Below are 14,754 nucleotides of genomic sequence, written 5' to 3' on the forward strand. Positions count from 1 at the left end.
ACTGGCACAATGTTTACATCGAACTCCCATCAGGCCACACTTTTCAGGTGGCCTTTTTTCATAATGCCAGTTACTGTTTTCCCGTCTATGTACCTAAGGGAATAACATGTATCACGACGTCAGCTATCTGCTCTCCCGCCTGATAAACGGCCCGCTGTCGCTGCGCCAGATTTACTTTGCCAGCAGCAACGGTCCGGCGCCCGATCTTGCGTATCAGGTCGATTTTCCACGGCTGGAAATAGTGCTGGAAGGTGAATTTGTTGATACCGGCGCTGGCGCAACGTTAGTTCCCGGCGATGTGCTGTACGTTCCCGCTGGCGGCTGGAATTTCCCACAATGGCAAGCCCCCGCGACCACCTTTAGCGTGCTGTTTGGCAAACAGCAACTCGGTTTCAGCGTCGTGCAATGGGATGGCAAACAGTATCAAAATCTGGCGAAGCAACACGTCGCCCGACGCGGCCCGCGCATTGGTTCTTTTCTGCTACAAACGCTCAATGAAATGCAAATGCAGTCGCAAGAGCAGCAAACGGCAAGGCTTATCGTCGCCAGCCTGCTTAGCCACTGCCGCGATTTGCTTGGCAGCCAAATCCAGACCGCCTCACGCAGCCAGGCACTATTCGAAGCTATTCGCGATTATATCGACGAACGCTATGCCTCCGCGCTTACCCGCGAATCTGTCGCACAGGCATTCTATATTTCACCAAACTATCTCTCGCACCTGTTTCAAAAAACGGGGGCCATTGGTTTTAACGAATACCTGAATCACACGCGACTGGAGCACGCTAAGACGTTATTGAAAGGCTATGACCTGAAGGTAAAAGAAGTGGCGCACGCCTGCGGCTTTGTTGACAGCAACTACTTCTGCCGTCTGTTTCGTAAAAACACCGAACGCTCGCCGTCGGAATATCGTCGGCAATACCATAGCCAACTGACAGAAAAATCGACTACTCCAGAATAAGATGGGTTTGCTGCGGCGCAGAAAGCACTTTACGCACCGCGCTCATCACCCGCTGCGGCTCACGCAGGAACGCGTAGATGCTGCATTGCACGTAGCGGCAATGTTCAAATCGCTCAGCACCGGCAAGTTCAATATCCGTAATCAACAGCGCAACATCCGCCCGGCGGATATCCTCGTCCGCTAAACGATTCTCCGTTCCCAAAGCACCCTGAGTTTCAATGCTGACGCCCCACTTCTCTAACTGGCACAACTTTTCCAGCCGTTCCGCCGCCATATAAGTATGCGCCACGCCACTGACGCAGGCGGTTACTGCCACCAGGTATGCCATTTTAACCTCCCACGGTAACCTGAAATCCGGCCCGTTCTGCCATGTCACGCATCGTTGCCACATCAGCTGACGACGGCGCAGCAACATCTTTCATCGACCATGTTTTCCCCAGCAGACGGTATTTCGGTTCGCCGTACTGATGAAACGGCAACAGATGGATCTGCCTGATATTCAGCGGGATCAGCACGTCCAGCGCCTGCTGCATATTCTCCCGACTGAGCGTGAAACCTGGGATCAGCGGTAAACGCGGTATCACGTTGACACCCTCACTCACCAGCAAACGCAGGTTCTCCAGCACGCGCGGCAGGTTCATCTTCACCACATCCCGCGCCTGAGTTGCATCCATTATTTTTAAATCGAACAACACTTCATCGCACAATTTCGCCAGCGGTAACAGCTTGCTGGCTGGCGCGTCTCCGGCAGTTTCGATGGCGCATGACACGCCCCACAATCGCAGCCGTTGCAAAAAACGGGTAGCAAACTCCGCCTGCATTAGCACTTCACCGCCAGAAAGCGTGACGCCGCCGCCAGACGTGCGAAAGAAAATGTCATCTTTCATCACTTCCCGTTCCAGCGCGTCGAGGCTGATATCACGACCAATCCGTTCAAACGCGCCGGAGGGACATTCATCCGCATCGCGCAAACATTTCGCGCAGTGCAGACATTTCGCCTCTCTGCGTACCGTCTGGATTTTGCCGGAGATCGACTCCGGATTAGCACACCACGGGCAAAGATGCGGACAGCCTTTAAAAAATACCACCGTACGAATGCCCTCGCCGTCATTCAGTGAATAACGCTGAATGTTGAAAATGCGCGCCACATCATCGCGGCGCGTTTCCACAACGTTACAGCTGATGCGCTGTCCGGCGGATGATGTCATCCTGGATCTCCTTCGACAATTCGACAAAGAAGGCGCTGTATCCGGCTACGCGCACCACCAGCCCGGCATAGTCCTGTGGGCGCTGTTGGGCTTCCCGCAACGTGTCAGCGTTCACCACGTTAAACTGAATATGCTGCAACTTAAGCTGGGTAAATGCCCGTAAGAAGTCGGCTAGTTTGCGTAATCCCGCTTCACCTTCCAGGGTCGCCGGAGTGAATTTCACGTTCAGCAATGTACCGTTAGAAAGCAGCGTGTTATCGAGCTTGCTGACTGATTTCAGTACCGCCGTTGGTCCTTGTGCGTCCTGGCCCAGCATGGGTGACAAGCCTCCGTCTGCCAGTTGTTCCCCGGCAAAACGACCGTCTGGCGTCGCACCAACCACCGCTCCCAACGGGACATGAGCAGAAACGGTATACGATCCTGGCGTGAAGTAGCCACCGCGCGGGTTCTGGTATTTTTCCACTTCTTTGCAGTAATGACGCAGGAGTTCGGCGCTAATGTTATCCACCTCGTCGATATCGTTACCGTATTTCTCAAAGCGGTTAATTAAGCGAGCGCGGACTTTTTCGCCTTCTGGCGTTGCGAAGTTGGCTTTTAATACCGACAGCAATTCGTCAAAACTTAAACGCTGTTGCTCAAAAACCATCCCTTTCAACGCATGGAGAGAATCGCTCAGGTTGGCGATACCGATCCCCTGTACGCCGGAGAAGTTATAACGCGCGCCGCCATCGGTAATATCGCGGCCTTTTTCCAGACAATCGCTGATAAACGACGAGAGCAGCGGTACAGGGGCCCAGTCACGATGGCCGATATCACAAATATTGCTGCCTTCAACCATCAGGGTGATGTAGTGGCTGATCTTGACGCGGATCTGTTCCAGCAAACCTTCATAACTCAGCGCGGCATTGCCTTCATTTTCATGCAAGCAGATTTCCATCACTTTCAGCAGGTTAAACATCGCGATGTCATGCAAGCCGTAGGTTCTGCCGGGAATAGATAATTCCACGCAGCCCACTACGGAATAGTCGCGCGCATCTTCCAGCGAAACGCCACGGTTGAGGAACGCTGGCACCACCACTTCATCGTTAAAGATTTGCGGAATCCCCGTGCCGAGGCGGATGGTTTCTGCGGTTTTCATCAGGAAAGGCGTGTCGATCAAGGCGTTAGTGCGCACGCCAAGGTTCGGTTGCGGCAATTGCACGCTTTGATAAGCATCGAGACAGAGGAACGAAAGCACGTTCACTGCGCTACGTCCGTTCTCGGTTAACCCACCGAGCAGTGCGGTATAACCGGTCGGGAAACCTGCGAAATAGCGCGCACTGCTGGTGGAGCGTAACAGCACGATGTCATTGCATTTCACCCATAAAGATTCGAGCAGTTCTTTCAGGAACGCCGGATCTTCGCCCTGGGTTAATGATGCCTGATAGAATGGCAACATATACTGGTCGAAGCGCCCTAAAGACAGCGAGCTGGCGTTGGATTCGTATTGCAGAATGATGTTCATGTACCAGAACAACTGGCACGCTTGCCAGAACGTCTGCGGCTTATGTTCGGCGTTATGGCGGGAGATCTCCGCGATAGTCAGCAGTTCTTCGCGACGCTGGGCATCGGTGCAGTTTGCCGCCATCGTTTCCGCCAGTTCGGCGTAACGCAAAATGTGTTTCTGCGAGGCTTCGAGCAATAACAGCGCAGCCTGATAAAAGTGATTCTCCGGCTGTTGCTGGCAATGTTGCTGCATCTGCGCCACCAGCTCACCCAGCCCGTGATTCAGCAGGCGCGGGTAATCAATAATGATGTGCCCCTGGCCTTTATCTGTCTGGTTGATACTGAAAATCTGCGTGCTGGTCGCGACTTTTACTTCATCCGTCATCTGCCCGTTGATGAAATCTTTCATCGAACGTTTTTCCCAGTATGGGAACAACTCTTCGCGGTAGATACGTTTATCTTCTTCACTAATGGCGAAGCGGTCCTGCGGTCGCGTCGGAAATTGATCCAGCTCTTTCAGCAGCCAGTAAGGGTCCATTTCCGGCGACATAATCCCGGCGCGCGGTTTTACGGTGCGGTTACCGGCAATCAGTTCTTCATCACGAATCGAAATTTCAACATGTTCAAGGATATACGCTGTTGCTTTCGCCCGGCGCAATATCACCGGTTCGCCTTCGGTTTGCCGATGACTGGCGGTATAAAGCAGCGCCCGCTCCAGCGAGATTTCACGGGTATTGGCAAACAGTGCAGTTTTGAGGCGAGAGATACGATTCGTCATGAGGAACTCCTGTGGGAAAGCGACCCCGCCCTTGCGAGCGGGATAAGAACTTAAGCGGTTTGTGCCAGGTGAGCTTCAATTTTGCTCATAATGGCGTCAGCGCGTTTTACCGCGTCGCTGATGTTGACACGCACGATGGTCTTGCCAGCAAAACGCTCTTCAAACTTGATGCCGATATCTTTGGTCAGAATCACCATATCGGCGCTCGCCACGTCTTCCGCAGTCAGTTCATTTTCCAGACCAATCGAGCCCTGAGTTTCTACTTTCACTTCCCAACCTTTCGCTTTCGCAGCGCTTTCAAGCGCCTCTGCCGCCATATAAGTATGGGCAACACCAGATGGACATGCGGTTACTGCAATAATTTTCGTCATGGCTCGTTCCTCAATTAATTAATTTCAAAATCCAAATCCAGGTCGTCTTCTTTTTCATCAGTCGAAGACCCATTTTTACGCGCCAGACTTTTCAGCACGTTCACGCAGACTGCCGTCACCACTGCTCCGACAGCCACTGCGGCGATATAACCCAGCTTGCCTTCAACCACCGGCAGCACAATCAGACCACCCCAGCCTGCATAGCACTGCGCACCGACCAGCGCCGCAGTCACTGCACCACAAACTGAACCGACCATGATGGAAGGAATGACACGCAGCGGATCGGCAGCGGCGAAAGGAATCGCCCCTTCAGTAACACCAACGCACCCCATCACCAGCGCCGCTTTGCCGGTTTCGCGCTCTTCTGCAGAGAAGTTTTTACGACCAATCAGCGTCGCCAGCCCCATGCCCAACGGTGGAACACAAATCCCAACAGCGGCAATAGCCACCACGGTATAAACACCCTGAGCAACGCAAATCAGCATGAAGGCATAGGCCACTTTGTTAACCGGACCGCCCATATCGAACGCCAGCATCAGCCCCATGATCACCGCCAGCATAACAATGCTGCCCTGCTGCATCCCCTGTAGCCACTGAGTCAGGCTGTTGGTCAACGCACCCACCGGCTCGCCCAGTCCCCACATCATGACACCAGCGGTAATCAGTGTGCCGACGATCGGAATGATGAAGATTGGCATCACCGAGCGCAGAACTTTATGCACCGGAATTTTCTTCAGATAATGCACCACGATGCCGCCGATAATCCCTGCGATCAGCGCCCCAAAGAAGCCCGCGCCAAAGCTGTTACCAACCCAGGCACCGATGGCGCACGGAGCCAGCGCAGAACGTTCTGCAATGGAATAACCGATGTACGCTGCGAGGAAAGGCACCATCAGCGTCAACCCCGCAACGCCGATATCAAACAGTTTTTTCAGATTCGGATCGGCTACGGCATCCGGCACTGCGCCTTTGCCATACAACATGACGGAAACCGCCAGCAAAATACCGCCCGATACCACGAAGGGAATCATATGTGAAACGCCCGTCATTAAATGCTGACGGGTATTTTTCAGGATCTGCACCAACTCATTCATAAGCTGCTCCCGGGCTTGCAAAAGCCCATGTCCATATTTTTGATGGAGGAAACAATAGGCAATCGCAGGCGGAGCAAACAGTGGATAAAAAGGCCATTTACTGGACTTTTGTAATATCAGTACAAAAATGCGATCCGCCTCATAACTTGCGATAACCCGGAAGCATGCCGCAGAACGGCGTCTTGTGAGACGCGTCGCAAATTGACGGTTACATTACATTTGTCCAGCTTTTGGCAGATTTGTCACATGGCAGGCCGTTGCCGTGCGCTCTTATCCTGTAAACAGAGAACCGTACCGGGAGAAAGGCAATGGCCCTGATTGTGGAATTTATTTGTGAGCTACCTAACGGCGTACATGCCCGTCCGGCAAGCCACGTTGAAACGCTGTGTAATACTTTTTCATCACAAATTGAGTGGCATAACCTGCGCACTGACCGCAAGGGCAACGCCAAAAGCGCCCTTGCGCTGATTGGCACCGATACGCTGGTGGGCGATAGCTGCCAGTTACTGATTTCCGGGGCCGATGAACAGGAAGCGCATCAGCGTTTAAGCCAATGGCTGCGCGATGAATTTCCCCACTGCGACGCGCCGCTGGCGGAAATAAAATCTGACGAACTGGAGCCGCTGCCGGTATCATTAACCAACCTGAATCCGCGTATTATCCGCGCCCGCACCGTATGCAGTGGTAGCGCAGGCGGCATTCTGACGCCAATCTCTTCTTTAGATCTCAACGCGCTGGGTAACCTCCCCGCAACCAACGGCGTTGACGCCGAGCAATCCGCGCTGGAAAACGGCCTGACACTGGTACTGAAAAATATTGAGTTTCGTCTGCTGGATAGCGACGGTGCTACCAGCGCGATTCTGGAAGCTCACCGATCCCTGGCTGGCGATACTTCCCTGCGCGAACATTTACTGGCAGGCGTCAGCGCCGGATTAAGCTGCGCCGAAGCGATTGTCGCCAGTGCGAATCACTTTTGCGAAGAGTTTTCCCGTTCCAGCAGCAGCTACCTGCAAGAACGCGCGCTGGATGTGCGCGATGTCTGCTTCCAGTTACTCCAGCAAATCTACGGCGAGAAACGCTTTCCGGCACCGGGCAAACTGACGCAGCCCGCCATTTGTATGGCTGATGAACTGACCCCTAGCCAGTTCCTCGAACTGGATAAAAATCACCTCAAAGGATTGTTGCTCAAAAGCGGCGGCACCACCTCACACACGGTGATACTTGCCCGTTCGTTCAACATTCCGACGCTGGTTGGTGTGGATATTGATGCCCTTACTCCGTGGCAGCATCAAACGATTTATATCGACGGCAACGCTGGGGCGATTGTGGTTGAGCCTGGGGAAGCCGTTGCCCGTTATTATCAGCAAGAAGCCCGCGTACAGAACGCCCTGCGTGAGCAACAGCGTGTCTGGCTGACCCAACAAGCCCGTACCGCTGACGGTATCCGCATTGAAATTGCCGCTAACATCGCTCACTCCGTCGAAGCGCAGGCCGCATTCGGCAATGGTGCAGAAGGCGTTGGTTTGTTCCGCACTGAAATGCTCTATATGGATCGCACCAGTGCACCGGGCGAAAGCGAGCTGTACAACATTTTTTGTCAGGCGCTGGAGTCCGCCAACGGACGCAGCATTATTGTGCGCACTATGGATATTGGCGGTGACAAACCCGTTGATTATCTGAATATTCCCGCAGAGGCAAACCCGTTCCTCGGTTATCGCGCCGTGCGTATTTATGAAGAGTACGCGTCGTTATTTACCACGCAGCTACGATCGATCCTGCGCGCCTCCGCTCATGGTAGCCTGAAAATCATGATCCCGATGATCTCTTCAATGGAAGAGATCTTATGGGTGAAAGAAAAACTGGCAGAAGCTAAACAGCAGCTGCGTAACGAACACATTCCGTTTGATGAGAAGATCCAGCTCGGCATTATGCTGGAAGTGCCGTCAGTAATGTTCATCATCGATCAATGCTGTGAGGAGATTGATTTCTTTAGTATTGGTAGTAATGACCTGACGCAATATCTGCTGGCAGTGGATCGCGATAACGCTAAGGTAACTCGTCACTACAACAGCCTGAATCCGGCATTCTTACGAGCGCTTGATTACGCCGTGCAGGCAGTGCATCGCCAGGGCAAATGGATTGGTCTGTGCGGTGAACTGGGGGCGAAAGGTTCCGTGCTGCCGTTGCTGGTCGGTTTAGGGCTGGATGAGTTGAGCATGAGTGCACCGTCAATTCCGGCGGCGAAAGCGCGAATGGCGCAACTTGATAGCCGCGAATGCCGCCAGTTACTCAACCAGGCAATGGCCTGCCGTACTTCGCTGGAAGTGGAACACCTGCTGGCACAATTCCGCATGACGCAACAGGATGCACCGCTGGTCACCTCCGAGTGCATCACGCTGGAAAGCGACTGGCGCAGCAAAGAAGAAGTGCTCAAAGGCATGACCGATAACCTGCTGCTGGCGGGCCGCTGCCGCTATCCGCGTAAACTGGAAGCCGACTTGTGGGCGCGCGAGGCCGTTTTCTCTACCGGTCTGGGCTTTAGTTTTGCCATTCCACACAGCAAATCAGAACACATTGAGCAGTCCACCATCAGCGTGGCGCGTCTGCAAGCGCCAGTGCGCTGGGGAGATGATGAAGCACAATTCATCATTATGTTAACCCTGAACAAACACGCTGCCGGCGATCAGCATATGCGCATTTTCTCGCGCCTCGCTCGCCGCATCATGCACGAAGAATTCCGTAACGCGCTGGTTAACGCCGCCTCTGCCGACGCTATCGCCAGCCTGCTGCAACATGAACTGGAACTGTAAAAGGAAACATCATGGAACTGTATCTGGACACCGCTAACGTCGCAGAAGTCGAACGTCTGGCACGCATATTCCCGATTACCGGGGTAACAACTAACCCGAGCATTATCGCGGCCAGCAAGGAGTCCATCTGGGAAGTGCTGCCGCGTTTGCAAAAAGCGATTGGTGATGAGGGTATTCTGTTTGCTCAGACCATGAGTCGTGACGCGCAGGGTATGGTGGAAGAAGCGAAGCGCCTGCGCGACGCCATTCCGGGCATTGTGGTGAAAATCCCGGTAACTTCCGAAGGTCTGGCAGCAATTAAGATATTGAAAAAAGAGGGTATTACTACACTTGGCACCGCTGTATATAGCGCCGCACAAGGGTTATTAGCCGCGCTGGCAGGGGCAAAATATGTTGCTCCGTATGTTAACCGCGTCGACGCCCAGGGCGGTGACGGCATTCGTACGGTTCAGGAGCTGCAAGCGCTGTTGGAAATGCACGCGCCAGAAAGCATGGTGCTGGCTGCCAGCTTTAAAACACCGCGTCAGGCGCTGGATTGTTTGCTGGCAGGATGTGAGTCCATCACCCTACCCTTAGATGTAGCGCAACAAATGCTCAACACTCCTGCGGTAGAGTCGGCTATAGAGAAGTTTGAGCACGACTGGAATGCCGCATTTGGCACTACTCATCTCTAAAGGAGCAATTATGGACCGCATTATTCAATCACCGGGTAAATACATCCAGGGCGCAGATGTCATTAATCGTCTGGGCGAGTACCTGAAGCCGCTGGCAGAACGCTGGTTAGTGGTGGGTGACAAATTTGTTTTAGGTTTTGCTCAATCCACTGTCGAGAAAAGCTTTAAAGATGCTGGACTGGTAGTAGAAATTGCGCCGTTTGGCGGTGAATGTTCGCAAAATGAGATCGACCGTCTGCGTGGCATCGCGGAGACTGCGCAGTGTGGCGCAATTCTCGGTATCGGTGGCGGAAAAACCCTCGATACTGCCAAAGCGCTGGCACATTTCATGGGTGTTCCGGTAGCGATCGCACCGACTATTGCCTCTACCGACGCACCGTGCAGCGCGCTGTCTGTTATCTACACCGATGATGGTGAGTTTGACCGCTATTTGCTGTTGCCAAATAACCCGAATATGGTCATTGTCGACACCAAAATCGTCGCGGGCGCACCTGCACGTCTGTTAGCGGCGGGTATCGGCGATGCGCTGGCGACCTGGTTTGAAGCGCGTGCTTGCTCTCGTAGCGGTGCGACCACAATGGCGGGCGGTAAGTGTACTCAGGCAGCGCTGGCGCTGGCTGAACTGTGCTACAACACGCTGCTGGAAGAAGGCGAAAAAGCGATGCTTGCCGCCGAACAGCATGTAGTAACTCCAGCACTGGAACGCGTGATTGAAGCGAACACCTATTTGAGCGGCGTTGGCTTTGAAAGCGGTGGGCTGGCTGCGGCACACGCGGTGCATAACGGCCTGACTGCAATCCCTGATGCCCATCACTATTATCATGGTGAAAAAGTGGCATTCGGTACGCTGACGCAGCTGGTTCTGGAAAATGCGCCGGTGGAAGAAATCGAAACCGTAGCTGCACTTAGCCATGCGGTAGGTTTGCCAATAACCCTCGCTCAACTGGATATTAAAGAAGATGTCCCGGCGAAAATGCGGATTGTGGCAGAAGCGGCATGTGCAGAAGGTGAAACCATCCACAACATGCCTGGCGGCGCGACGCCAGATCAGGTTTACGCCGCACTGCTGGTAGCCGACCAGTACGGTCAGCGTTTCCTGCAAGAGTGGGAATAATCTATGCCAAACTCCCGGCTTGTCCGGGAGTTTGAACGCAAAATTGCCTGATGCGCTACGCTTATCAGGCCTACGAAATATCTGCAATGCATTGAATTTACGTGTTTTTTATGTCTGACAAGGCGTTCACGCCGCATCCGGCACTCTGTGCCATTAATCTGATACTCCCACGTTGTTCGGGAGTTTTTATCCGCTTCTGGACATTTTCTCCACAGAACAATCGTTAGCCCGGAAGGTCGAATCTGTGAATATTTTTTCACGGACGAAACAGATGAAAGCTTCACTGGCGTTGTTCAGTCTTCTGACGGTATTTACCAGTTACTCCTTAAAATCTCCCGCTGTTCCACCAACCGTGGTACAAATCCAGGCCAACACCAATCTTGCCATCGCAGACGGTGCCAGACAGCAAATTGGCAGCACGCTATTTTACGATCCGGCGTATGTGCAGCTTACTTATCCTGGCGGTGATGTCCCACAAGAACGCGGTGTATGTTCCGATGTGGTGATCCGCGCCCTGCGCAGCCAGAAGGTCGATTTGCAAAAACTGCTTCACGAAGATATGGCGAAGAATTTTGCCGATTATCCGCAAAAGTGGAAGTTAAAGCGCCCGGACAGCAACATCGATCACCGTCGGGTGCCTAATCTGGAAACCTGGTTTACCCGCCACGATAAAACACGCCCCACCAGCAAAAACGCCAGTGACTACCAAGCGGGCGATATTGTCTCCTGGCGATTAGATAATGGGCTGGCACATATTGGGGTGGTTTCAGATGGCTTCGCCCGCGACGGTACGCCGCTGGTGATACATAACATTGGCGCAGGCGCGCAGGAAGAAGACGTGCTGTTTAGCTGGCGGATGGTGGGGCACTATCGGTATTTTGCTAAATGAGCGCTCGCCCCACCTGTAAAAAATTCAGATCCTTTTTACGCTGACGGCTTCTTTTTTCTTACGGCTCACCAGCGCCAGTGCCAGCACAATCAGCACAATGCCGCTACCTTCAACGGCCCCCGGATTTTCACCGAGCAACCACCAGGAAAAGAGTACGCCGCAAACGGGAACCGCCAGTGTACTTAAGCTGGCAATACTGGCGGGCAAGTTTTTCAGCACAAACAGCCATAAGCTCCAGGCCAGCGCCGTCGCCAGAATCGCACTGTAGGCCAGCGCCCAGAATACGGTGGGCTGCCAGTCAATTTCACGTTGTGGCACCAGCCAAGCGACTACGCTCATCACCAGCGCCGCATACAACATCTGCCAGGATGTTAACGACAATAAATCCACGCGCGGATGACGGGCGTAAAGGCGTTTAGCGACAATGGCACTCGCCCCCCAACTGACACCAGAGAGGATCGCCAGCATGGCGCTTTTCATCGAAGAGAAATCGAGTTGCCACGGCTGCAACACCAAAAATAAGCCGAAAGCGGCAATCAGAATCGCCAAATATTGCCCGCGTCGCAGGCGTTCACCGAGAAACAACGCGGCGAAAATCACCACCCAGAATGGCATGGTATAGCTCAGGATTGCCACCTTCCCTGCTCCGCCGCTCACCAGCGCCCACTGCGCCAGGCCAACCATCCCGCAGGTTTGTAACAGGGCAATGGCTAAGGTGTATTTAAAGGGCGTCGGGCGCATTCCGCGACCACGTAATAAAAGGACGATGAATAAAACGAGAGCGCCGAAAATGCAGCGTAAAGCGGTAAAGTCGAAGGCACCGATGTAACTGGTGACTTGCTTCATGAAAATCCAGCTATAACTCCAGATAAGTGTGAGCACAACCAGGCCACTGATTGCCAGTGGGTTGCTCTTTCCTGCGGCAGACATGAGAGATCCAGTGTGTAGTTTTCCTGTGGACACTATACGCTGGTAAAGAAACTTCAGCGACTGCCAGACAGACAGTCGCTGAAGAAGGTCAGATTACAGCAGGTCAAAACGGTCGAGGTTCATCACTTTCACCCATGCCGCCACGAAGTCTTTAACAAATTTCTCGTGGGCATCACTGCTGGCATAAACTTCCGCCACCGCACGCAGGACTGAGTTAGAACCAAAGACCAGATCCGCACGGCTGGCCGTGTATTTCACTTCGCCGGTTTCACGGTCACGGCCTTCGAACAGCTCTTTCGATTCGTCGGTCGCTTTCCACTCGTAACGCATATCCAGCAAGTTCACGAAGAAGTCATTGCTCAATACACCAACGCGGTCAGTGAAGACACCGTTTTTGCTGCCATCGAAGTTGGCACCCAGTACACGCATCCCGCCCACCAGCGCGGTCATTTCCGGCGCGGTCAGTGTCAGTTGCTGGGCTTTATCAATCAGCAGTGACTCGGTGGTAGAAACATCCAGACGAGCGCGGTAGTTACGGAAACCGTCAGCAATTGGCTCCAGCAGTTCGAACATTTCAATGTCAGTCTGATCCTGACGCGCATCAACGCGACCCGGCGCAAACGGGACATGAATGCTCAAACCTGCGGCGCTTGCGGCTTTCTCTACGCCAACCACACCAGCCAGCACAATGATATCCGCCAGCGAAGCTTTGCCAGACTCTTTCTGAATTTTCTCCAGAACTGGCAGAGCACGAACGGCTGCGGCGTTCACATCCCAGTCGCGCTGCGGCATTAATGCCAGACGCGCACCGTTGGCACCACCGCGTTTGTCGCCACCACGGAAGGTAGAAGCAGACGCCCAGGCCACCGACACCAGTTCGCTGACAGACAGACCAGAATCCGCAATCGCGAATTTCAGATCGATAATGTCCTGCTCGGTCGGGTTATAGATCGGCTGCGGCAGCGGATCTTGCCAGATCAGATCTTCTTTCGGTACTTCCGGCCCGATGTAGCGAGATTTCGGTCCCATATCCCTGTGCGTCAGTTTGAACCAGGCACGGGCAAAAGCTTCGTTGAACGCCTGCGGATCGTTGAGGAAGCGACGAGAGATCTTCTCGAACTCAGGATCAAAACGCAGCGTCAGGTCGGTGACCAGCATTGTCGGTTTACGTTTCTTCGACGGATCGAACGGATCCGGGATAATTTCCGGTGCGTCTACCGCTTCGAACTGGATTGCGCCAGCCGGGCTGCGAGTCTGTACCCACTCATATTTGAACAGGTTCTCGAAGAAATAGTTGCTCCACTGGGTCGGTGTCTGGGTCCAGACCACTTCCAGACCAGAGGTGATGGCATCTGCGCCAACGCCGCTGCCGTAAGTGCTCGCCCAGCCTAAACCTTGTTCTTCAATCGGTGCAGCTTCTGGATCAGGACCTACGTTAGAAGTCGGACCGGCACCGTGGGTTTTACCCAGCGTATGACCACCCGCAATCAGCGCCACGGTTTCTTCGTCGTTCATACCCATGTTGCCGAAGGTCGCGCGGATAGCCGCAGCCGCAGAGAGCGGTTCACCGCTGTGATCCGGGCCTTCCGGGTTAACGTAAATCAGGCCCATCTCGGTTGCGCCCAGCGGTGCTTTCGCCAGCGCTTCCGGATGACGGTGAGTCAGCCAGGCTTTTTCATCACCCCAGTTAACGTCCAGATCCGGTTCCCAGACGTCTTCACGACCGGCACCAAAACCGAAGGTACGGAAGCCGGAGTTTTCCAGCGCCACGTTACCCGCGAGGATAAACAGGTCTGCCCAGGAGATTTTCTGACCATATTTCTGTTTGATTGGCCACAGCAGGCGACGCGCTTTATCGAGGCTTACGTTATCCGGCCAGGAGTTCAGCGGTGCAAAACGTTGCTGACCACGACCCGCGCCGCCGCGTCCGTCGATGGAACGGTAAGTACCCGCGCCGTGCCAGGCCATACGAATAAACAGACCGGCGTAGCTGCCCCAGTCGGCAGGCCACCACGGCTGAGATTCTGTCAGCAGGGCTTTCAGATCTTTTTTCAGGCCGTAGTAATCTAATTTGCTGAATTCTTTGCGGTAGTCAAAGTCCTCACCCAGCGGGTTAGAACGATTAGAATGTTGGTTTAACAGGTCAACACGGAGTTGATTTGGCCACCAGTCGCGCGTGGTTGTGCCTCCACCCGCGCTCTGGTCGTGACCGCCCTGATGGAACGGGCATTTGCCAGTGGCTGTCGTGTTATGGATATCGTCTGACGTGCTCATCAATGTGCTCCCCTCTACAGTGTTACCGTTACGATACACAGCGTTAGAGAGAAGTTATAATTGAATTAATCCACGGATGCGATAGTTGAGATCTTACATATTGTTGGTTAAAGAGATGTAGATCAAATTGATCGTAATTAAGACTTTTTGATTATGTCCGATTTCGGAC

The 14,754-nt window shown here is 53.6% G+C and carries 12 protein-coding genes; 5 read left to right on the plus strand and 7 right to left on the minus strand.

Annotation, left to right across the window (positions count from 1 at the left end; all coding sequences use genetic code 11):
• Positions 1–106 precede the first annotated feature (106 nt).
• A complete protein-coding gene (locus AACU19_RS14715; protein WP_105277511.1) occupies positions 107–958 on the plus strand; it encodes an AraC family transcriptional regulator in 852 nt (283 codons plus the stop codon).
• Here AACU19_RS14715 and AACU19_RS14720 read toward each other — a convergent pair.
• Genes AACU19_RS14720 through AACU19_RS14740 form a run of 5 tightly spaced genes read right to left on the minus strand, consistent with a single transcriptional unit; the run spans position 945 to position 5,894 of the window.
• Positions 945–1,286 carry a PTS fructose-like transporter subunit IIB gene (locus AACU19_RS14720; RefSeq protein WP_000323849.1) on the minus strand — a complete coding sequence of 114 codons (342 nt, stop codon included), beginning with the start codon at positions 1,284–1,286 and terminating at the stop codon, positions 945–947. The two genes, AACU19_RS14715 and AACU19_RS14720, sit on opposite strands and share 14 nt — an antisense overlap.
• Position 1,287: 1 nt before the next feature.
• Positions 1,288–2,166, minus strand: coding sequence for a [formate-C-acetyltransferase]-activating enzyme (locus AACU19_RS14725; RefSeq protein WP_000204103.1), 879 nt, complete (start codon positions 2,164–2,166; stop codon positions 1,288–1,290).
• Positions 2,132–4,429, minus strand: coding sequence for a formate C-acetyltransferase (locus tag AACU19_RS14730; protein WP_088542119.1), 2,298 nt, complete (start codon positions 4,427–4,429; stop codon positions 2,132–2,134). Before AACU19_RS14730 ends, AACU19_RS14725 begins: the two co-directional genes overlap by 35 nt.
• A gap of 50 nt (positions 4,430–4,479) precedes the next feature.
• Entirely contained in the window at positions 4,480–4,800 is a 321-nt protein-coding gene (locus AACU19_RS14735; RefSeq protein ID WP_000161265.1) for a PTS fructose-like transporter subunit IIB, read from the minus strand.
• A gap of 14 nt (positions 4,801–4,814) precedes the next feature.
• Positions 4,815–5,894, minus strand: a complete 1,080-nt coding sequence (locus AACU19_RS14740) for a PTS fructose transporter subunit EIIC (protein ID WP_001572162.1) — start codon at positions 5,892–5,894, stop codon at positions 4,815–4,817.
• Positions 5,895–6,202: 308 nt separating this feature from the next.
• Between AACU19_RS14740 and ptsP the strand changes: the two genes are divergently transcribed.
• The 4 genes from ptsP to AACU19_RS14760 all read left to right on the plus strand — a co-directional run bounded on the left by ptsP (position 6,203) and on the right by AACU19_RS14760 (position 11,381).
• On the plus strand, positions 6,203–8,704 hold the full coding sequence (gene ptsP, locus AACU19_RS14745) for a phosphoenolpyruvate--protein phosphotransferase (RefSeq protein ID WP_105279100.1): 2,502 nt from the start codon (positions 6,203–6,205) through the stop codon (positions 8,702–8,704).
• 11 nt (positions 8,705–8,715) lie between these two features.
• Positions 8,716–9,378, plus strand: a complete 663-nt coding sequence (gene fsa, locus AACU19_RS14750) for a fructose-6-phosphate aldolase (protein WP_105279101.1) — start codon at positions 8,716–8,718, stop codon at positions 9,376–9,378.
• 10 nt (positions 9,379–9,388) lie between these two features.
• Entirely contained in the window at positions 9,389–10,492 is a 1,104-nt protein-coding gene (gene gldA / locus AACU19_RS14755; protein ID WP_000373989.1) for a bifunctional L-1,2-propanediol dehydrogenase/glycerol dehydrogenase, read from the plus strand.
• A 271-nt stretch (positions 10,493–10,763) separates the two neighbouring features.
• The gene (locus AACU19_RS14760; RefSeq protein ID WP_105279102.1) at positions 10,764–11,381 is read left to right on the plus strand and encodes a DUF1287 domain-containing protein; all 618 of its coding nucleotides are present in this window, start codon (positions 10,764–10,766) and stop codon (positions 11,379–11,381) included.
• 24 nt (positions 11,382–11,405) lie between these two features.
• Here the strand turns inward: AACU19_RS14760 and yijE are convergent, their stop codons facing one another.
• Together yijE and katG are read right to left on the minus strand one after the other, a co-directional pair.
• Positions 11,406–12,311, minus strand: coding sequence for a cystine transporter YijE (yijE, locus tag AACU19_RS14765; RefSeq protein ID WP_105279103.1), 906 nt, complete (start codon positions 12,309–12,311; stop codon positions 11,406–11,408).
• Positions 12,312–12,404: 93 nt separating this feature from the next.
• The gene (katG, locus tag AACU19_RS14770) at positions 12,405–14,585 is read right to left on the minus strand and encodes a catalase/peroxidase HPI (RefSeq protein ID WP_001296626.1); all 2,181 of its coding nucleotides are present in this window, start codon (positions 14,583–14,585) and stop codon (positions 12,405–12,407) included.
• Positions 14,586–14,754 lie beyond the last annotated feature (169 nt).

Source organism: Escherichia sp. MOD1-EC4550 (assembly GCF_963876935.1).
GTDB classification, from domain to species: domain Bacteria; phylum Pseudomonadota; class Gammaproteobacteria; order Enterobacterales; family Enterobacteriaceae; genus Escherichia; species Escherichia coli_F.